This window comes from Acidovorax sp. DMC1 (assembly GCF_056314325.1).
Genome location: NZ_JBQUYO010000007.1, coordinates 170,281 through 190,063 on the forward strand (window position 1 = coordinate 170,281; position 19,783 = coordinate 190,063).

The window sequence follows — 19,783 nt, forward strand, 5'->3', positions numbered from 1 at the left end:
GTCGCAACCGCCCGCGCCCGGGTGTCCCGGGCCGCGACACCTGTCACGAAATGGAACAGTTGGCGCCCCGCTTGCGCCCACACCCTTGCCCCGCGCCGTCGAGCCCGCCATACTGGTCCACACACCACAAGCGGGCCGCCCTGAGCCCGCACGGAGACAAAGCGTGCGCCCCAACACCTCCCCCGTCGCCCTGCGACAGGCTCGCCAGCATCTGCTGGACTCTGGCCAGTGCCCCAGCGGCCTGGTGGACGAGCGCCTGGCGCGCTCCTGGTCGCGCAGCATGGCGGCCGGCCTGCTGCCCACCGGGCGGCCCCCCGCCATCGACCACCCCAGCAGCGGCACGCTGCGCCAGGTGCTGGCCAGCAACCCCGAACTGCTGGCGCATTCGCGGCCAGTGATGGAATACCTGTTCGAGCAAGTGCGCCACAGCCAGAGCGTGGTGGTGCTGGCCGACCGGCGCGGCATGCTCATGCACACGCTGGGCGACCCGCACTTTGTGGACAAGGCCGAGCGCGTGGCGCTGACCAGCGGCGCCTCGTGGCACGAGGCCCACCGGGGTACCAATGCCATCGGCACGGCACTGGCCGAGGCCTGCGCGGTGGAGGTGCATGGCGGCGAGCATTTTCTGGAGCGCAACAACTTTCTCACCTGCGCGGCCTCGCCCATCCTGTCGGCCACGGGCGATTTGCTGGGCATCCTCGACATCTCGGGCGACTACCGCAACGGCCACGCCCACGCGCTGGGCCTGGTCAGCACGGCCGCCCGCATGATCGAAAACCGCCTGCTGGCCGCCACCTGCAAACGCAATATCCGCCTGCACCTGCACCGTGATCCGGAGGGCATCGGCAGCGTGGCCGAAGGCATCGTGGCCGTGTCGGCCGATGGCTGGATCGTGGGCGCCAACCGCGTGGCCCTGGCGCAGCTGGGCCTGCACGCGGGCGACGTGGGCGCCACCTTGCTGGAGCGGGCGCTGGACGTGCGGCTGGATGACCTGCTCTCGCACCACAAGCGCCGCCCCCAGCAGCCGCAGGCCTTGCGCACACTGCAGGGCGCCTTGCTGTTTGCTCAGGTGCAGATGGACGCCGCCTGGGTTGCCACCCCCACACGGCCCGCCGCTGCGGCGGCCACAGTGCCCCAGCAAGACGCACTCGCGTTGCTGGACACCGGCGACGCCCGCTGGCGCGCCGCTGCTGACAAGGCCCGCCGCGTGGTGGGCAAGCCGATTGCGGTGCTGGTGCAGGGCGAGTCGGGCGTGGGCAAGGAGGTGTTTGCGCGTGCGCTGCATGCCAGCGGCCCGCGCCGCGATGCGCCGTTTGTGGCCATCAACTGCGCAGCCATTCCCGAGCACCTCATCGAATCCGAACTCTTCGGCCATGTGGCCGGTGCCTTCACCGGTGCACGCAAGGAGGGCCACCTGGGCCGCCTGCGCGAGGCCCATGGTGGCACGCTGTTCCTCGACGAAATTGGCGACATGCCACTGGCCCTGCAGACCCGCCTGCTGCGCGTGCTGCAGGAGCGCAGCGTGACGCCCGTGGGTGCCAGCAAGGCCGTGCCGGTGGACTTTGCACTCGTCTGCGCCACGCACAACCAGCTCATGCAGGCGGCGGAACAGGGGCGCTTTCGGCAAGACCTGTACTACCGCATCAACGGCCTCACGGTGCAGCTGCCCGCACTGCGCGAGCGCAGCGACTTTGTGGCGCTGCTGCAGCGTCTGCTGGCCGACCTGGCGACGGAACAGGGTCTGGGTTTTGAAGTGCAGGTGGCGCCCGACCTGCTGACCCGCCTGGCCGCCTACCCCTGGCCCGGCAACCTGCGCCAGCTGTCCAATGTGCTGCGCACGGCCTGCGCCATGTTGGCCGAGGGCGAAGACACCCTGGGCTGGGAGCACATGCCCGACGACCTGGTGCAGGCGCTGACGGCGGTGCCCTCCAGCCCGCGCAGCGATGCCGTAGCGGGCGCTGGTGTGGACGGCCTGCCTGCCAGCCTGAGCCTGCAGCAGCTGTCCCAGGCCGCCATAGACCAGGCGCTGCAGGCTGCGCGCGGCAACGTGTCGCAGGCCGCGCGCCAGTTGGGCATCAGCCGCCAGACGCTGTACCGCAAGCTGAAGATGCCGGTGGCCTGAGGGTCTGCCGGACTCACGGGGTTGCTATTTATTTAAGAGCTGTTACCGCATATTGCACTAGCGCTTGCGGCACTTTTGGCTGAATTTCCAGTGCGCAGCGTGCCCTGGGCGCGCCCGGCGGCCTCAGGCCTGTCCGCCGAGAGGTAGCACCAGTCGCGCCCGCAGGCCCGCGCCCGCCGCGCTGTGCAGCTCCAGCCGCCCGCCGTGGCTGCGCGCCACGCGCTCCACAATGGCCAGGCCCAGCCCCGCGCCTGGCGCGCCCGAGCGTGCCGCGCCATCGCCGCGCGCAAAGGGCTGGCGGATGCGGTCCAGCTCTGCCGGGGCGATGCCGGGGCCCTGGTCCTGCACCTCCAGCCACACGCCGTCGGCATCCATCCCCGTGCGCAGCAGCACCGGCGGTGTGCCGTGGCGCCAGGCGTTTTCCACCAAGTTGTCCAGCGCGCGGCGCAGGGCCTGGGGGCGCACCGGCACGTCGGGCAGGGTGCCCAGCGCCAGCCGCACGGTGCGCCCATGGTCGGCCTGCGCCTCGGCCACGGCCTGGACCAGGTCGTTGAGCGATGCCGTGGTGGGCGCCTCTGCCTCACCGCTGCGCGCAAACTGCAGAAACTGGCCCACGATGCCGTCCATCTCGTCGATGCTGCGCGCCATGCTCGCGGCCAGGGGTGCATCCACCTGCGCACCGGCAATCTCCACGCCCAGGCGCAGCTTGGTCAGCGGAGTGCGCAGATCGTGCGACACACCGGCCAGCATCAGCGCGCGCTCCTGCTCGGCTGCGGCCAGGCTGTGCGCCATGTGGTTGAAGCTGCGGCCCACGGTGGCGATTTCTTCGGGACCGTCCTCGGGCAGCGGCGCAGGGGTCTGGCCCTGCGCCAGCTGCCGGGCCGCCGCCACCACCTGCGCCAGCGGGCGGTTGATGTGCCGCTGCAGCCACCAGGCCCCCAGCAGCGCCAGCAGCATGCTGGCCAGCGTGGCGGCCAGCCAGGCGCCGGTGAACTCGCGCGTGGGGAACACGCTGGGCAGGTTCAGCCAATAGGTCTCCGCCCCCTCCGGCCCCTGGTGCACCACACGCAGGGCCAGCACGCCCGTGCTGTCGCGGCGCCATACGGGTTGCGAAGTGTTCGTTGCCGCATCGTCCGCCCCCAGGCGGCGCGACACCGCCTGCACAAACTGCCGCTCCATGGGCGACAGCAGCGCACGCCGCGCAGCGTTCTCCGCCGCCACCGGCGGGGCCGGCCGCACAGCCTGCTGGTTAAAGGCTTCGACAAATGCGGCCCGCTGTGCCGGGGGCAGCGCCTGCAGCCCTGCGCGCAGCGCGCCCACATTGCGCGCCACGCCATCGGCCACCTGTGCCACGCGGGGATGAAAGATCATCTGCCGCACCAGCACGGCCGCCACCAGCTGGCCCAGCACGATGAGCACCGCCATCAGCAGCAGGTTGCGACCCAGCAGGCTGCGCGGCCACCAGCCCCGGTTGGCCTGGGGTGTGGCGGAGGGCGTCATGGCTTGCCTCCGCCGCCGGGCGCTGCGCCATCGGGCACAAATACATAGCCCACGCCCCACACGGTGCGGATATGGCGCGGCTGCGCCGGGTCGGCCTCGATGAGCTTGCGCAGGCGCATCACCTGCACGTCAATGCTGCGGTCGGTGGCGGTGTGGTCTGGGCCATAGGCCAGTGCGATGAGCCGGTCGCGGCCCAGGGGCCGGTGCGGTTGCTGTGCCAGCGCCTGCAGCAGCGCGAATTCGCCCGTGGTCAAGGGCACGTCCTGGGCGCGGTCGCCGTCGGCGCCCCCGTGGCGTTCCAGCCGACGCTCATCCAGCCACAGTGTGAACGCGCCAAAATCGATGCGCCCGCCCGTCTGGCGCGGCCCGGTGTGCGCACCCAGCAGGCGCTGGCGGCGCACCATGGCCTGGATGCGGGCCAGCAGCTCGCGCGGGTTGAAGGGCTTGGGCAGGTAGTCGTCGGCGCCCATCTCCAGGCCCACGATGCGGTCCACGGGGTCGCCCCTGGCCGTGAGCATCAGGATGGGGATGGTCTCGCCCTGCGCGCGCAGGCGGCGGCAGATGGCCAGGCCATCCTCGCCCGGCATCATCACGTCGAGCACCAGCACGTCAAAGCGCTCGCGCTGCAACAGCACATCGAGCGGGCCCGCACCATCGACCGTGCGCACGCTGTAGCCCTGGTCGCTCAGGTAGCGCTGCAGCAGCGCACGCAGGTCGGGCTCGTCGTCGGCGACCAGGATCTTGGCCAGGGCTTCCGTCATGGGGCGGTGGAGGTGGATGGCAGTGGGTGGGTGCAGCCAAGGCTGCGTGCCAATGGTAGGGCCGAAAACACCGGGTGCCAGCGCGGGCAGGTGCTCCTGTGCATGACAACGCATGACACGCGCCGGTGGTTTGTCATGCTTTGTCATACATCGCGCAGCGGGCGCCACAACTGGCTCATACCTGGCGGCCATAGTTCAGGCCAGCGCAGCACCCTGCTGCTCCGTACCCCCTGTTCTGTTGCAAGGAGCCCACCGCCATGTTCCCTTCCGCCCCGACACCGCCTGCCCCCGTTGCCACCTACCGCGCCATGCTGCTGGCTGCATTGGCCGTGGCGGCACTGTTGCTTCTGGCAGCCAGCGATGCCAGCGCACGCAGCCGCCACACGGTGGAGCACAACGCCGATGGCATCACCACCGCCCGCACCGGCGTGGTCCGCGCCGCGCCGGGCGGTGGGGGCGTGCTGCGCGGCCGCAGCGTGACCACCGACGGCCAGGGCCACGGCAGCGTGCGCAGCGGCGCCGCCGTGGCGGGCCCGAACGGCGCCACCGCTGTGCGCCAGGGCCAGAGCGCAAGGAATGCCGATGGCTCAGCCAGCCACAGCAGCGCCATGGCCGCCCAGGGCGACCGGGGCACGCTGCAGAGCACGGGCGCCGCCACGCGCAGCGCCGACGGTAGCGTGACGCAGGGCCGCACCACCACGGCCACCAGCGCCACCACCGGCAACAGCGTGCAGACCAGCAGCTCGTACAACGCGGACACCGGCCGCACCCGCAGCGCCAGCTGCTTTGACGCCAGCGGCGCCCCGATGGCCTGTCCGGCGCGGCCCTGATTCGTTACCTTCCATTCATTGAGCCAGGAGATCCTGCATGTCCCGTCCTTCCACCCCACTCTCCGCGTTCGCGTTTCTGCGCACAGGCCTGGGCGCAGCGCTGTGTGCGCTGGCCGCCGTGCTGACCCCGCCCGCCCACGCCCAGCTGCGCGGGCTGGGGCCCTTTGCCCAGTTGCGCGACACCGCTGCGGCCTTGCCCGCCGGTGTGCAGCGCCTGGCCGATGTGCCCTATGGCGCTGACCCGCTGCAGCGCATGGATGTCTACCTGCCCGACGCTGGCGGTGCCGCCAGCAGCGCTGCGGTGGCCACCGGCACACGCGCGCCGGTGATCTTCATGGTGCATGGCGGCGCCTGGCGCACGGGCGACAAGGCCATGTCCCGCGTGGTGCAGGAGAAGGTGGCGCGCTGGGTGCCCAAGGGCTTTGTATTCATCTCGGTGAACTACCGCCTGTACCCCGCCGTGAACGTGCTGCAGGAGGCGCAGGACGTGGCCATGGCGCTGGCCGCCGCGCAAAGCCGTGCCGCCAGCTGGGGCGCTGACGCATCGCGGTTCATCCTGATGGGGCACTCGGCGGGCGCGCACCTGGTGTCGCTCATCAATGCATCGCCCACCCTGGCCCAGCGCGAGGGGGCCTGGCCCTGGCTGGGCACCGTGTCGCTGGACAGCGCGGCGCTTAATGTGCCGGTGGTGATGACCGCGCCGCACTACCCGTTTTACGACGAGGTGATGGGCGCCAACCCGTTGTTCTGGGCGGCGGTGTCGCCGTACCACGCACTGTCGGGGCCGGTGCCGCCGTTCCAGTTTGTCTGCTCCACCGAGCGCCCCGACCACCCCTGCCTGCAGGCCCAGGGCATGGCCCGCCGCGTGCGCGACCTGGGTGGCCGTGCCGAGGTGCTGCCGCAGGAGTTGACCCACGGCGAGATCAACGCGCAGCTGGGTTTGGAAAGCGCCTACACGCGGGCCGTGGAGATCTTCATGGCCTCGCTGGATGCCGTGGTGGCGCAGCGGCTCAAGTAGTGGCGTTCAGTGGGCCTGCATGGCCCGCCGCAGCGCCGCACGGGCCAGCAGGCGGGTGGAGTCCAGCGTTGGCAGCGGGGAGTTGGCGTCGCTCAGGATCAGCGGGATCTCGGTGCAGCCGAGCACCACGGCATCGCAGCCGTCCTCGCGCTGCATGCGAGCGATGATCTGCTGGAACAGGGCCACGCCCTCAGGGCGAATGATGCCGGGCACCAGCTCGTCCATGATGATGCGGTTGATCTCACTGCGCTCGGCCTCGGTGGGGCGCACCCATTGCAGGCCCTGGGCCTGCAGCGCACCGGGGTACACGCCGCTGTCCACCAGCCAGCGGGTGCCGGTGAGGGCCAGGCGCCGGTGCCCGCGCGTTGCCGCCTCGGCCGCCACCACCTCGGCAATGTGCAGCCAGGGCAGCGGTGAGTGGGGCAGCACGCGGTCCATCGCCTGGTGGATGGTGTTGTCGGGGCAGATCAGAAAATCGGCGCCTGCACGGGCCAGCTTGTGGGCGGAGGCCAGCATCAGGTCGGCCACGCCTTGCAGGTCATTCCGGTCCAGGCAGTCCACATAGTCGGCCAGCGACGGTGTGTGCAGCGTCACCTCGGGGTGCGCATGCGGGCGGCCCAGCAGTGCAGCGCCTTCGGTGCACAGGGTGCGGTAACACAAAGCAGCCCCTTCGGCGGAGCAGCCCACGATGCCGATGTGTTGGGGCATGGATGTGGTCCAGAGCTATTGCAAAGGCCCATTATTGCCACCGCGCTGCCGTGGCTCGGGCCCCATGCTGTGCCCGTCAGTCCCCGCGCACCCTTTGCGCAAAGCCGCGCGTGCTGAACTGCTCCACCACAAAGTCCACAAACACCCGGGTGCGTGCGGGCAGCAGCTTCTTGCTGGGGTAGTACAGCGAGGTCGGCCCTGCATCGGCCCACCAGCCGGGCAGCACCCGCACCAGGTCGCCCTGCGCCAGCCAGGGCTGCGCAAACGGCATGGGCAGCACGGCCAAGCCCAGGCCCATCAGCGCGGCCTGGCACATGGCCTCGGGGTCGTCGAACACAACGCGCGGGCGCAGTTCCACGGGGGCCGCATCGCCCGCCTTGTTGCGCAGCGTGGTGACGTTGATGCGCCCGGTGCGGATGTTGCGCCGGGCAATGCCATCCCACTGCGCCAGGTCCGCCGGGTGGCGCGGCGCCCGCTTGCGGCCCTGCAGCAGTGCAGGCGCCGCCACGACCACCAGATGGATGGGGCCCAGCGTGCGCGCCACCATGTCGGGGTTCAGGTTCAGGCCGCCGCCAATGCCGGCGTCAAAGCCCTCGCCGATCAAATCCACCTGCCGGTTCTCAAAGCGCCAGTCGGGCTGGATGGCCGGGTAGCGCTGCAAGAACTCGGTGAGCAGCGGCACCAGGTATGCGCGCCCAAAGGCCTGGCCCATGCTGACCTTGAGCGTGCCCGCAGGCTGCTGCTCGGCCTCGGCCGCATGGTCTACCGCATCGGCCAGGGCGGTGAGGGGCGGGCCCACTTGCGCCAGCAGGCGCTGCCCGCCCTCGGTGAGCGTGAGGCTGCGCGTGCTGCGCTGGAACAGCCGCACGCCCAGGCTGGCCTCCAGCCGCGCCACGTTCTTGCTCACGGCGGCGGGCGTCAGGCCCATGAGCCGCGCGGCGGCCGAAAAGCTGCCCGATAGGGCAGACTGCACAAACGATTCAAGGTGGCTGAGGGGCTGCATGCGGGGTATTTTCAACCAAGGGTTGAAAGATATACATCCCATTCATGGCTACCAGAGCATGAGTGTTTTTCTGACACTGCAGTCTTCCCGGTTCGGTGACGAACCATTTTCTGCATGCACCTCGTTGGAGAAACAACACCATGTCTTCTGTGTCTGAAACATCCCCGGTCTCTGCTCCTACATCCTCGGGCCGCCCACTGGCGGGCAAGGTTGCGCTCGTCACCGGCGGCGCGCGCGGCATTGGCGCGGCCATCGTGCGGCGCCTGGCGCGCGATGGCGCGGCCGTGGCCTTCACCTACAGCAGCTCCGCATCACCTGCCGAGACGCTGGTGGCGGACATTGCGGCAAGCGGCGGCAAGGCCCTGGCCCTGCAGGCCGACAGCGCCGATGCCGTCGCCCTCACCCAGGCGGTGGACCGCGCCGCGCGAGAGCTGGGCCGCCTGGACATCCTCGTCAACAACGCGGGCGTCGCCATCGCGGGTGAGCTCAGCAGCTTTGCGCTGGCCGACTTTGACCACACGCTTAACGTGAACGTGCGCGCCGTGTTCGTGGCCACCCAGGCCGCTGTGCGCCACATGGGCCAGGGCGGCGCCTATGGCCGGGTCATCACCATTGGCAGCACCAACTCCGACCGCGTGCCATGGGCCGGATTTAGCGTGTACGGCATGAGCAAGGCCGCCATCGTGGGCCTGACCAAGGGCCTGGCGCGCGACCTGGGCCCGCGTGGCATCACGGTGAACAACGTGCAGCCCGGCCCGGTCAACACCGACATGAACCCGGCCGACGGCCCCATGGCGGGCGATATGCACGGCTTGATGGCCCTGAACCGCCATGCCCATCCCGATGAGATTGCGGGCATGGTGGCCTACCTGGCCGGGCCGGAGTCAGGCATGGTGACGGGGGCGAGCTTGCTGATCGACGGCGGGTTTGCGGCCTGAACGGTCAGCACGGCACTCACTGCGTGGGCTTTCGCGTCCGGGGTTTTTTCTGTACAGCCGGGCCGTGGGTCGCCAGCTCTTTGGGTGTGAGCAGGTAGGCGGGGTTGTTGGCCACCATCTCCACCGCCAGGTCGATGAAGGCCCGCGCGCGCGCAGGCAGCGCCGTGCGGCTGCCGTAGTACACGTAGAGCGCCAGGTGCTGCGCCACATGCTGGGGCAGCAGCGGCACCAGCTGGCCGCTGCGCACCAGCGGCGCGGCCGTGGGGCCCACCAGCTGGCCCACCGCGTGGCCGCCCAGCACCGCACGGGCCTCCACCTCGATGTCGTTGGTGCAGAACGTGGGGTGGATGGTGCGCGCCACGATGTCGTCGCCCACCTGGAATTCCCAGGGCATGGGTTTGCCGGTGGATGCGTGGCGAAATCCGCTGCAGCGGTGCTGCGCCAGGTCGTCGATGCTGGCCGGCGCCCCGTGGCGCGCGATGTACGAAGGCGCTGCGCACACGATGAGCTGCAGCGTGAGCAGCCGCCGCGCCACCACGCCGCCCTCCGGTGGGTAGCCCGAGCGGAAGCCCACATCCACGCGGTCTTCCACCCAGTTGCCGATGCGGTCGTCCAGCTGCACATCGGGCTCCACCAGCGGGTGGCGGCGGCAGAACTCGTCGAGCACCGGCCAGATCACCTCCAGCAGGATGGAGCGCGGCGCCACGATGCGCAGCGGCCCCGCCATCTCCTCACGCCCGCGCCGCGCACCCTGCACCGCCTGCTGCAGTGTGGCCAGGCCCGGCTGTGCGGAGGCCAGGAACTGCCGCCCTTCTTCGGTGAGGCTCAGGCTGCGTGTGGTGCGGTGGAACAGCCGCACGCCCAGGTGCGATTCGAGCTGCACCAGCAATTGGCTGGACGCCTGTGGCGTGATGCCCTGCGCGGCCGCCGCTTGGCGCAGGCTGCCCAGCTCGGCGGCCTTGGCAAAGTTGGCGATGGCGCGCAGTTCATTGATGGCCATGGTGGGCAGGTATTGTGCGGGGCGGCTGCGTGGTGGATTGGCAAGCGTTGCTTGCGAATGAATCCGGAGATTATGGGCTAGTCGCATGGCAATGGCTTGCCTACAGTCCACCGCCATGGGCACTGCCCATTGCTCAACACCACCTCAAGGATCTGTCATGACTTCCACCACAGCCACCACCACCCATTCCTCGTATTCCCGCGTCTGGATGATCACCGGCGCCTCGCGCGGCATCGGCGCGCGCATTGCCGAGGCCGCGCTGGCCCAGGGCGATGCCGTGGTCGCCACGTCGCGCGATGCCGCCTCGGTCGAAAAGCGCTTGGGCGCACACGATGCCCTGCTGCCCCTGGCGCTGGACGTGACCGACGAGGCGCAGGCCCGCCATGCCGTGGGCGCGGCGCTTGACCGCTTCGGCTGCATCGACGTGCTGGTCAACAACGCGGGCTATGGCCTGCTGGGCGCGGTCGAAGAAGCTACCGCCGACGAGGTGCTGCGCCTGTACGACACCAACGTGTTCGGCCTGCTGCATGTGACCCGCGCCGTGCTGCCTGCCATGCGCGCGCGCCGCGCAGGGCATGTGATCAACATCTCGTCGCTGGGCGGCGTGCAGTCGGCTGCCGGTTTTGGCCTGTACTGCTCCACCAAGTTCGCGGTCGAGGGCATCACCGAGGCGCTGCATGCCGAGCTGGCGCCGCTGGGCATCCACGCCACGGTGGTGGAGCCCGGGTACTTCCGCACCGAGTTTCTGGACAGCGCCTCGCTGGCCGTATCACCGCGGGTGCTGGAGGACTACGCCGAGAGCGCTGGTGCCGTGCGCGAAGCAGCGCGCCGCATCAACCTGAACCAGCCCGGCGACCCGGTGCGCCTGGCCCAGGCCGTGATGCAGCTGGTGGCCAGCCCCACGCCGCCGCTGCGCCTGCCGCTGGGCACTGACACGCTGCAAACCATTGCCGACAAACATGCCTTTGTGGCGAAAGAGACGGCGCAGTGGCGTGCGGTGGCGGCGTCCACGGACTTCCCGGTGCAGGAAGCAGCACTCCAGATGGCGTGAGTTAGCGCTCCTGCTTTGGTAGCTGATAGCGCATAACCATCAGGCGCCAGGGGCTGTTTTGGTTCAAATTTCGGGGCCTGGGTGCACCCTGGACGATGCGCGGGCGGCCGACGCTCACACCGGCCGCGCAAACTCCATCACCCAGTTCACCTCCCAGGTCGCGCCGCCGTCGTCCGAAAACGCCTGCTGCCAGCGCGGCGCGCCCGTGTGCATCTGCGACCACTCGAAGCGCACGCGCACCGGGCGGCCTTCGAACAGCTCCTCGCCTTCAAACAGGCCCACGCCACCCTGAAAGCCACCCACCACGGGGGGCAGCAGCAGGCCTGTGGCCGGGTCCAGGCCGCCCGTGAGGTTGTCCAGCCAGTAGATGCTCCAGCGCTGCGTCACGGGGTTGAACACACGCAGTGCCATGCCCACGTAGCCGGGATTCCAGGCCAGCGGTGTGAAGGTGTCGAAGTTGCCGATGCCACCGGGCAATGGGTGGGCGGTGCCCGTGGCGTCAAACACCTCCCAGTCGTTGCAGCCCGCGAGCCTGCGCACCAGCCGCGTGTTGCGAATGCGCCAGGGGCCCATGAGAAAGTCGAAGTCGCGCGCGGCACTGGGCGCGACGGTGGGCGACGGGATGGGAGTGAGGCGGGCTGGGGTGGACATGGTGGGGCTCCGGGGTGGTTGATGCGTCAGGGGAGAGGTGTGCGGGTGCGTCACGCATGCAGCGCCGAGCGCGCGGTCGGCTGCAGGCGCAGCACCTCGGGCGCTGCCGCCAGCCAGGGGGCGAGACCGGGCCCCACGTCGCGCGCCCAAGCGCCGCTGTCGGCAAACGACTGCAACGCAGCCTCGTCGCCAAACAGGGCCAGGCCCACCAGCACGGGGTCGCCTTCGCGCACTGGCAGGCGGGCAAAGGTGTTGGGGCTGTGCTCGGTGCAGAACCAGGCGAGCTGGCGCGCGCCGCCGCGCAGCAGTGTGGGCACCATGCGGTGGCGGCAGAAGTCCAGCAACTGGGGTGTGGCGGGCTCCCGCAACGGGAACACGGTGATCTGCAGGACGCCGGCGGCTGCACCCTGCGCGCCAGGCTGCGGCCGCGCGTGCTGCGGAAGGCCGGCCGTGGCGCCGGGCCAGGCCGGGCAGAGCAGGTGCACGTTGTCCGAATCGATCATGGTTGCATTGGCGGCGTGGCGGTGTGCCGCCCACACGGGGCCGCCATAAAAGCCCTCCAGCGCGCGGTGGCGCGCCGGCATGTCGGCAAAGCCACGCAGCCAGACGAACTGGTCGGGCCGGTCCAGGTCGCGGAACTGGCCCAGCACGCGCATGCCCTGCGCCTCCTGGGTTTCCACAAACTCCCGGTCGAACAGGTCGATGAGCACTTCGCGCTGCTGGGGGTGCAAGGTGTACTGGCGCAGCTCAACGATGGCGTGGGGATCCGTGGTGGGCATGGGGGCTCCTGAAAAGGTGGGGGGGAAAGAAGGCGAAGACAGGGTTGCAGTGTGTGCCGCTATACCTGCCAACCCATGGCAGGTATTTGCGCTATCTTTGGCCTTCTTTTTTTTTGCACCACCCCTGCCAAAGCCCATGCGCGCCAGCCGTTTGTTGTCCCTCCAGATGCTGCTGGAAACGCGCGGCCGCATGAGCGCGCAGGCGCTGGCCGAGGCGCTGGAGGTGTCGGTCCGCACACTGCACCGCGATGTGGACCAGCTCAGCGCTGCAGGCGTGCCCATCTATGCCGAGCGCGGGCGCAATGGGGGTTTTGCGCTGCTGCCAGGCTGGAAGACCACGCTCACGGGCCTCACGCCGTCCGAGGCGCAGGCCGTGTTTCTGAGCGGTCTGCCCGGCCCTGCGCAGGACCTGGGCCTGGGCGGCGATGTGGCGGGGGCGCGCCTGAAGCTGCTGGCCGCGCTGCCCGCCGCCTGGCGCGACGACGCGCAGCGCGTGAGCGCTCGTCTGCACCTGGACCCGGTGGACTGGTACCGCGAGAGCGACCCCACACCGCACCTGCCCACCGTGGCGGCCGCCGTGTGGAGCGGTCACCAGATCACCCTGCGCTACGAGGGCTGGGCGCGCACGGCAGAGCGCACCGTGAGCCCGCTGGGCCTGGTGCTGAAAGCGGGCGTGTGGTACCTGGTGGCTTTGCCTATGGGAGCCGATGCGCGCGGGCCGCGCACCTACCGGGTGTCGAACATCCTCGCTGCCACGGCGCTCGACCAACCGGCCAAGCGCCCCGCACGCTTTGACCTGCCCGGCTACTGGGCTGCGTCGATCCGGCGTTTTGAGTCAGGCCTGTACACGGGCGAGGCCACACTGCTGGCCACACCCGAAGGGCTGCGGGGCCTGCGTGCGCTCAGCAGCGCGGTGGCGCGTGCGGTGGCTGCCGCTCCACCGTCGCGCCGCAAGGATGGCCGCACGCCCGTGACGATCCCCATCGAGTCGGTGGAGCATGCCTGCGGGCAGCTGATGCGGCTGTCGCCGCAGGTGGAAGTGCTGCGACCCATGGCGTTGCGCCGCGCGCTGGTGGCACGGGTGCAGGCCACCGCGCGGCTGTACGGCGCGCTGTAGCGGTGCCCCGATTAAGCGGCGGTCAGCGCCTTGGGGAACGGAGCCCGAACGCCCAGGGGCTGCATCTTCACGGCGCCTGGCCGCTGCTGGGGCGGGCGCTGCACATCTGCCACGGTGCGCACGGGCTCTTCCACGCGGAACACCGCCACGGATTCCACCAGGCCATGGGCCTGCTGGTTCAGCGTGTGGGCGGCGGCTGCCATCTGTTCCACCAGCGCTGCGTTTTGCTGGGTGGACTGGTCGAGCTCGGCCACTGCGTTGCCGATCTGCCCGATGCCTGCGCTCTGTTCGCGCGTGGCGGCGCTGATTTCACCGATCAGGTCGGCCACGCGGTTCACCTCGCCCACGATCTCGGTCATGGCGGAGCCAGCGGTGTGTGCCAGTGCCGACCCTGTCTCCACCTTCTCCACGCTGGCCTCGATGAGCGACTTGATTTCCTTGGCCGCTTGCGCGCTGCGCTGGGCCAGCGTGCGCACTTCGCTCGCCACCACGGCAAAGCCCCAGCCCTGCTCTCCGGCACGGGCGGCTTCCACGGCAGCGTTCAGCGCCAGGATGTTGGTCTGGAACGCAATGCTGTCGATCACGCCGATGATGTCGCCAATGCGGCGTGAGCTGGTGGTGATGTCGTCCATGGTGCTGACCACCTGCGCCACCACCGTGCCGCCGTGTTCTGCGGCCGCGCGCGCGGCCGATGCAAGCTGGGCCGCTTGTTGCGCGGTGTCGGCGTTCTGCTGCACCGTGGCGGTCATTTCTTCCATGGAGGCTGCGCTTTGCTGCAGGTTGCCGGACTGCTGCTCGGTGCGGTGCGAGAGGTCTGCATTGCCCGTCGCAATCTCCTGAGAGCCCGCCTCAATGGTCGTGGCCGATGCGCGCACGCGCCCCACGATGCTGGCCAGCGCGACCTGCATGTCCCCCAGCGACGCGAGCACACTGTCGGCGGGCGCCGTGGCGCTGCCGGACACGGTGCCCAGGTCGCCGGACGCAACGCGCCGTGCTGCGGCGCTGAGCTGCACCGGGTCTGCGCCCAGAGAGCGCATGAGGCTGCGGTTGATGAGCGCAGCCAGCGCCGTGGCCGCCAGGATCGACACCACGGTGGCCAGGATGAGCAGGAGGCGCTTGTTGCCGAACTTTTCGGCCGCGTGGCTGATTTCCTGATCTGCGGAGGCCGCCACGGCTTGCGTGTAGGCGGACGTGGTGCTGATCAGCTGCTTGAGCAGTGGCTGGCATTCGGCATTCATCTTGGCGATCGCCTCGTCCTTCTTGCCGTCCCGCGCCAGGCCCACAATGGCCAGCGCCACGGGCCCGTAGCTGCGCTCGATGGTTTGCAGTTGCTCGAACAGCTCGCGCTCCCTTGCGGGCACCTGTGCGGCGTTGGCCACGGCCTGGCGCAGTTCTGCCATCTTGGTCTGCACGCGCTCGTGCGCGGCCGTCACGGCCAAGGTCTCTGCCTGCAGGTCTGCCGCGCTGGTCAGCAAGATCAGGTTGCGGGCTGCAATGGCGCGTGCATTGGCGGCTGCCTGGATGTCGCGCGCCAGGCCACCCCGGTGGAATTCATTGCCCACAAAGCGCTGGAAGTCTTCGCGTGCGTCGCCCAGGCTGCGCAGCGACAGGAGGGCAACGGCGATCAATATCGCGATCAATACAGAAAAGGCAAACGCCAGCTTTTGGGTGACGGTTTTTTGGTGGAAAGCCATGGAAAGTCCGGGTGGGTGTCATGCACGGCCGAGGTGCCGTCTGACCAGCTGGCAAACGGGTGCCAGCCAGAGGATGGGTGATGCGCGCAGTGCGTTGTAACCGTGCGTATCAATTTGTGAATTGTCAGTCACAAAGCGCCACGACCGTGTAGGCCAAGTTCGACAACCTGCGCCGCTACAGGGAATCCGTCCTTGTTACAAATCAGCGAATGGGTATCCGTGCTAGGGAACGAAAGGTGGGCCGCCCCGGCCCGCCCACGCGTATGCGCGCCGGAGTGGGGCGACCGATACCGCTGGCAACGGAGCCGCGAGCCAGGGCCATGCAGAGGCTGTGGGTGGGGCCTGGTGAGGCCGCGCGCTTACAGCCCCCGTTCCACCATATCCAGCAGGCGCTGGCCCAGCAGGTCCAGCATCTGCTGGGGCGTGCCGCGCAGCGGCCCGTCGATGGCGAGCAGCGCCATGCCGTGCACGGTGGACCAGGCCAGGTATTCGGCGCCCGGGCGGCGCGCGGGCGGCAGGGCGCCAGCGGTCACCAGGTCGTCCAGTGCAGCGCTCAGGTGCTGGAAGGGGTTGAGCCCTGTGGCGCCGCCCATGGCCGGGTCGGGCGTTTGCTGCACCGTGAAGCGGCCGCCGAACGCGGTGCGAAAGAGCCCCGTCTCGGCGTGCGCGAACCGCAGGTAGCCCGCACCCACGGCGCGCACCTTGGCGTGGGCCCGCTCGGTGGGCGTGCCGGTGGCGGGCACCAGGGCCAGCTCGGCCTCCATCGACCGCGCGGCGGCCGCCACAGCTGCGGCGCGCACGGCACCCAGCAGGTCGTCGCGGTTGGCGAAATGGCGGTAGGCCGCATTGGGCGCCACCCCCGCACGGCGCGTGGCCTCGCGCAGCACCACGGCATCGGGCCCGCCCTGGCGCGCCAGTTCAATGCCCGCGTCCAGCAGCGCGCGGTGCAAATCCCCGTGGCGATAGGTGCTGCGTGCGGCAGGTGTGCGGGAGGGGGCGGCCTTGTTGCGGGTGCTTACGGTCATGGATCGTTCGGATGTGGACACTGTCCATTATCTTTGCTATTGTTTGTGGACGGTGTTCACAATTGCACGCCGAGGTGTTCACTGGCCCGCCAACCCTCCCGAGGAGATCCCATGAAAGTCGAGTCCTACCTGATGTTCGAAGGCCGCTGCGATGAAGCGCTGGAGTTCTACCGCCGCGCCCTAGGCGCCCAAGTCACCATGCTCATGCGCTACAAGGACAACCCCGAGCCCGCCGCTGGCGAGGGCTGCGCCGATGGCAGCGGACCGGGCCCCAAGCCCGAGATGGTCATGCACGCCTCGTTCACCGTGGGCGACACGCAGATCATGGCGTCGGATGGCATGGGCTCGGGCCATGCCAGCTTCCAGGGCATCTCGCTGGCGCTGAGCCCCGCCAATGCAGCCGATGCCAAACGCTATTTCGACGCGCTGGCCGATGGCGGCAAGGTGCAGATGCCGCTCACCAAGACCTTTTTCTCGCAGGCGTTTGGCATGGTGGCCGACCGCTTTGGCGTGCCCTGGATGGTGGTGGCGCCCGAATGAGTGCGACCCCCGCCAACCACACCGACCCACACACAGGACCCCGCATGCTCGCCCTCTACGGCCACCCCTTTTCCTCCTACACCCAGAAGGTGCTGACCGCTCTGTACGAGAACGGCACGCCGTTTGAGCTGCTCAATCTCGACCCCGCTGAGCCCGTCAGCCATTCCGCCGACTGGTTGCGCCACTGGCCGCTGGCCAAGTTTCCGGTGCTGGTGGACGGCGACCGCACAGTGGTGGAAAGCAGCATCGTGATCGAGCACCTGCAGCTCGCGCACCCGGGGCCCGTGCTGCTGATTCCTGCCGACCCCCGGGCGGCGCTGGACGTGCGCTTCATGGACCGCTTCTTTGACCTGCACGTGATGGCCCCGGTGCAGCACGCGGTCAACGCCGCGCTGACCGGCAACGCCGAGCGCAAGGCCGAAGGCGTGGCCTGGGCCACCGAGAAACTGGAGAAAGCCTACGCCTGGCTGGAGGGCATGTGGGCAGGGCGCACCTGGGCGGCGGGCGAGTCGTTCTCGCTGGCCGACTGCGCTGCGGCGCCCTCGCTGTTCTATGCCGACTGGACGCACCCCATCGCGGCCACCTACCCGCAGCTGCGCGCCTACCGCGCCCGGTTGCTCGCACGCCCCTCGTTTGCACGCGCGGTGGAAGGCGGTCGCCCCTACCGCCACTACTTTCCGCTCGGAGCACCCGACCGCGACTGAGCGCGCGCCCACCACATCACCAGGAGACCCCCATGATGAACCCCGAACCCCACGCCATGCACCGCTGGCTGCAGCAGCTGCTGGGCGACTGGACCTGCGAGTCGCTGGCCGACATGGGCCCGGGCGAACCCCCCGCGCACAGCCGGGGCACTGAACATGTGCGCGCACTGGGCAGCCTGTGGGTGCTGTGCGAAGGGACGGGCTCCATGCCCGGCGGGGGTGGCGAGGCCCGCATGCTGATGACGCTGGGCTACGACCCGGACCAGCAGGCGTTTGTCGGCACCTGGGTGGGCTCGATGATGACGCATATGTGGGTGTACCGTGGCACGCTGGATGCCGACAAGAAGGTGCTGACGCTGGAGACCGAAGGCCCCAGCTTCAAGGCCGACGGCGCCACCATGCGCTACCGGGATGTGATCACCGTCGTCAGCGCCAACCAGCGCAAGCTCACCTCGTTCGGCCAGCAGCCAGACGGCAGCTGGAAGCAGTTCATGCAAGCCAAGTACACCCGAACCTCCTGAGCCACTGCGCGGCTTCCCCCTGAAAGGCGACGTAGCCGGAGGGCCAGCCAAGCCAGATCCACAGCTGCACTGGTATTGCACCCCGCTAGTCCTCAGTCGCCAGCGCAACGCGCATGACACACTGCGCTGCCAATCTCTTTCGATTTCCACCGTCCCATGACCCTCCGCATCGAAGGCCGCGCACGCTGGCCCGCACTCATCTTGCTGTGCCTGGGCGAGCTGATGATCGTGCTCGACACCACCATCGTGAACGTTGCGCTGCCCAGCATCAAGGCCGACCTGGGCTTCACCGAAACCGCGCTGGTCTGGGTGGTCAACGCCTATATGCTCACCTTTGGCGGCTGCCTGTTGCTGGGCGGGCGGCTGGGCGACCTGTATGGGCACCGGCGGCTGTTTCTGGCGGGCATCACGCTGTTCACCGTGGCATCGCTGGCCTGCGGGCTGGCGAATACGCAGGGGCTGCTGGTGGCGGCGCGTGCGGTGCAGGGCGTGGGCGGCGCGGTGGTGTCGGCCGTGGCGCTGTCGCTCATCATGAATCTGTTCACCGAGCCGGGTGAGCGTGCGCGGGCCATGGGCGTCTACGGTTTTGTGTGCGCCGGTGGCGGCAGCATTGGCGTGCTGCTGGGCGGGGTGCTCACCAGCGCGTTGAGCTGGCACTGGATCTTTCTGGTCAACATCCCTCTGGGTGTGGCCATCTACCTGGCCTGCCTGGCGCTGCTGCCGGGCGGCAAGGGGCAGGCCCACGGGCAGCGGCTGGACGTGGCGGGCGCCGTCACCATCACCGCGTCGCTGATGCTGGCGGTGTATGCCATCGTCAACGGCAACGCGGCGGGCTGGACCTCGTTGCAGTCGCTGGGGCTGCTGGGGGCAGCGGCGGCGCTGCTGGCAGCCTTTTTGTTCATCGAGTCGCATGTGGCAGCGCCGCTGGTGCCCCTGCCGCTGCTGCGGTTGCGCAACCTGGCCATCTCCAACGTGGTGGGCGTGCTGTGGGCGGCGTCGATGTTTGCGTGGTTCTTCCTGTCGGCGCTGTACATGCAGCTGGTGCTGGGCTACGACGCGATGCAGGTGGGCCTGGCGTTTTTGCCGTCCAACCTCATCATGGCGGGCTGCTCGCTGGGGCTGTCGGCCTGGGTGGTGATGCGTTTTGGCATTTGCCGCACGCTGGGCTGGGGGCTGCTGCTGGCGGCGGTGGGCCTGGCCCTGTTTGCGCTGGCACCCACCGAAGGGCGCTTTGTCATCCACGTGCTGCCCGGCATGCTGCTGCTGGGCGTGGGCGCCGGCATTGCACTCAACCCGCTGCTGCTGGCCGCCATGGGCGACGTGAAGCCCGAAGACTCGGGGCTGGCGTCGGGGGTGGTGAACACGGCCTTCATGATGGGCGGCGCCCTGGGCCTCGCCATCTTGGCCAGCCTGGCCGATGCGCGCACCGACCACCTGCGCCAGGCCGGGGCCAGCGTGCAGCAGGCGCTCAATGCGGGCTACCAGCTGGCGTTCTGGGTGTCGGCCTTGTGCTCGCTGGTGGCCGCCGTGCTGGGTGGTTTCGTGTTGCGTCCGGCACCGCCACCGTCCGCCGCCGCGCCTTCCCACGCGGGTGCCGTGTGAGGAGATAGGGTGCTATTTAATTGATAGCTGATCGGGCATATTCCACTGGCGCATACAGTCATTTTGGCTTGAAATGGTGGCGAAGCTGTGTGCGCACGCTGTGCGGCACTGTCCTGTAAGCCGCACCGCACTGTTCCACCCAGCGCACTTCTGAATGCGGCCGCTGGCCTTATCTTTGGCAGGCGTGCTGCCCGATAGTCGGTGGCGCAAACCCAAGGA

General features: G+C 69.4%; 19 protein-coding genes. 10 read left to right on the forward strand and 9 right to left on the reverse strand.

The features are described from left to right. Positions 1–163: 163 nt before the first annotated feature. A complete protein-coding gene (locus ACT531_RS15625; protein WP_476017992.1) occupies positions 164–2,122 on the forward strand; it encodes a sigma-54-dependent Fis family transcriptional regulator in 1,959 nt (652 codons plus the stop codon). Between the two features lie 123 nt (positions 2,123–2,245). On the opposite strand, the gene ACT531_RS15630 is transcribed toward ACT531_RS15625, so the two are convergent. Together ACT531_RS15630 and ACT531_RS15635 are read right to left on the reverse strand one after the other, a co-directional pair. Next, positions 2,246–3,622 carry an ATP-binding protein gene (locus ACT531_RS15630; protein WP_476017993.1) on the reverse strand — a complete coding sequence of 459 codons (1,377 nt, stop codon included), beginning with the start codon at positions 3,620–3,622 and terminating at the stop codon, positions 2,246–2,248. Further along, entirely contained in the window at positions 3,619–4,383 is a 765-nt protein-coding gene (locus ACT531_RS15635; protein WP_476017994.1) for a response regulator, read from the reverse strand. The genes ACT531_RS15630 and ACT531_RS15635 overlap by 4 nt, the downstream gene beginning before the upstream one ends. 257 nt (positions 4,384–4,640) lie before the next feature. On the opposite strand from ACT531_RS15635, the gene ACT531_RS15640 reads away from it, so the two are divergent. Then, positions 4,641–5,213: a hypothetical protein gene (locus tag ACT531_RS15640; protein ID WP_476017995.1), complete on the forward strand. Its 573-nt coding sequence runs from the start codon at positions 4,641–4,643 to the stop codon at positions 5,211–5,213. 37 nt (positions 5,214–5,250) lie between these two features. Then, complete coding sequence (locus ACT531_RS15645) at positions 5,251–6,231, forward strand: alpha/beta hydrolase (protein ID WP_476017996.1); 981 nt, start codon at positions 5,251–5,253, stop codon at positions 6,229–6,231. Positions 6,232–6,237: 6 nt separating this feature from the next. Here ACT531_RS15645 and ACT531_RS15650 read toward each other — a convergent pair whose 3' ends face one another. Continuing rightward, complete coding sequence (locus tag ACT531_RS15650; protein ID WP_476017997.1) at positions 6,238–6,939, reverse strand: aspartate/glutamate racemase family protein; 702 nt, start codon at positions 6,937–6,939, stop codon at positions 6,238–6,240. Positions 6,940–7,015: 76 nt separating this feature from the next. Further along, entirely contained in the window at positions 7,016–7,942 is a 927-nt protein-coding gene (locus ACT531_RS15655) for a LysR family transcriptional regulator (protein WP_476017998.1), read from the reverse strand. A gap of 140 nt (positions 7,943–8,082) precedes the next feature. Between ACT531_RS15655 and ACT531_RS15660 the strand changes: the two genes are divergently transcribed. Continuing rightward, positions 8,083–8,880, forward strand: a complete 798-nt coding sequence (locus ACT531_RS15660; RefSeq protein ID WP_476017999.1) for an SDR family oxidoreductase — start codon at positions 8,083–8,085, stop codon at positions 8,878–8,880. 16 nt (positions 8,881–8,896) lie between these two features. Here ACT531_RS15660 and ACT531_RS15665 read toward each other — a convergent pair whose 3' ends face one another. Further along, positions 8,897–9,880: a LysR family transcriptional regulator gene (locus ACT531_RS15665; RefSeq protein ID WP_476018000.1), complete on the reverse strand. Its 984-nt coding sequence runs from the start codon at positions 9,878–9,880 to the stop codon at positions 8,897–8,899. A gap of 157 nt (positions 9,881–10,037) precedes the next feature. Between ACT531_RS15665 and ACT531_RS15670 the strand changes: the two genes are divergently transcribed. Then, positions 10,038–10,931, forward strand: coding sequence for an oxidoreductase (locus tag ACT531_RS15670; protein WP_291441864.1), 894 nt, complete (start codon positions 10,038–10,040; stop codon positions 10,929–10,931). Positions 10,932–11,045: 114 nt separating this feature from the next. On the opposite strand, the gene ACT531_RS15675 is transcribed toward ACT531_RS15670, so the two are convergent. Beyond that, positions 11,046–11,582 (reverse strand): hypothetical protein, encoded by a 537-nt coding sequence (locus ACT531_RS15675; RefSeq protein ID WP_476018001.1) that lies wholly within the window; start codon positions 11,580–11,582, stop codon positions 11,046–11,048. 50 nt (positions 11,583–11,632) lie between these two features. Beyond that, complete coding sequence (locus ACT531_RS15680) at positions 11,633–12,361, reverse strand: NIPSNAP family protein (RefSeq protein ID WP_476018002.1); 729 nt, start codon at positions 12,359–12,361, stop codon at positions 11,633–11,635. A gap of 136 nt (positions 12,362–12,497) precedes the next feature. Here ACT531_RS15680 and ACT531_RS15685 point away from each other — a divergent pair, with 136 nt between their 5' ends. Then, positions 12,498–13,478 (forward strand): helix-turn-helix transcriptional regulator, encoded by a 981-nt coding sequence (locus tag ACT531_RS15685; protein ID WP_476018003.1) that lies wholly within the window; start codon positions 12,498–12,500, stop codon positions 13,476–13,478. A gap of 11 nt (positions 13,479–13,489) precedes the next feature. Here ACT531_RS15685 and ACT531_RS15690 read toward each other — a convergent pair whose 3' ends face one another. Beyond that, positions 13,490–15,172 carry a methyl-accepting chemotaxis protein gene (locus tag ACT531_RS15690; protein WP_476018004.1) on the reverse strand — a complete coding sequence of 561 codons (1,683 nt, stop codon included), beginning with the start codon at positions 15,170–15,172 and terminating at the stop codon, positions 13,490–13,492. A 359-nt stretch (positions 15,173–15,531) separates the two neighbouring features. Next, positions 15,532–16,197, reverse strand: coding sequence for a TetR/AcrR family transcriptional regulator (locus ACT531_RS15695; protein ID WP_060984868.1), 666 nt, complete (start codon positions 16,195–16,197; stop codon positions 15,532–15,534). A 111-nt stretch (positions 16,198–16,308) separates the two neighbouring features. On the opposite strand from ACT531_RS15695, the gene ACT531_RS15700 reads away from it, so the two are divergent. The 4 genes from ACT531_RS15700 (at position 16,309) to ACT531_RS15715 (ending at position 19,564) form a co-directional block, all read left to right on the forward strand. Further along, entirely contained in the window at positions 16,309–16,737 is a 429-nt protein-coding gene (locus ACT531_RS15700) for a VOC family protein (protein WP_422848062.1), read from the forward strand. A gap of 44 nt (positions 16,738–16,781) precedes the next feature. Beyond that, on the forward strand, positions 16,782–17,441 hold the full coding sequence (locus tag ACT531_RS15705; protein WP_476018005.1) for a glutathione S-transferase family protein: 660 nt from the start codon (positions 16,782–16,784) through the stop codon (positions 17,439–17,441). 32 nt (positions 17,442–17,473) lie between these two features. Beyond that, positions 17,474–17,962, forward strand: coding sequence for a DUF1579 domain-containing protein (locus ACT531_RS15710; RefSeq protein ID WP_476018006.1), 489 nt, complete (start codon positions 17,474–17,476; stop codon positions 17,960–17,962). A 156-nt stretch (positions 17,963–18,118) separates the two neighbouring features. Next, complete coding sequence (locus ACT531_RS15715) at positions 18,119–19,564, forward strand: MFS transporter (protein WP_476018007.1); 1,446 nt, start codon at positions 18,119–18,121, stop codon at positions 19,562–19,564. Positions 19,565–19,783 lie beyond the last annotated feature (219 nt).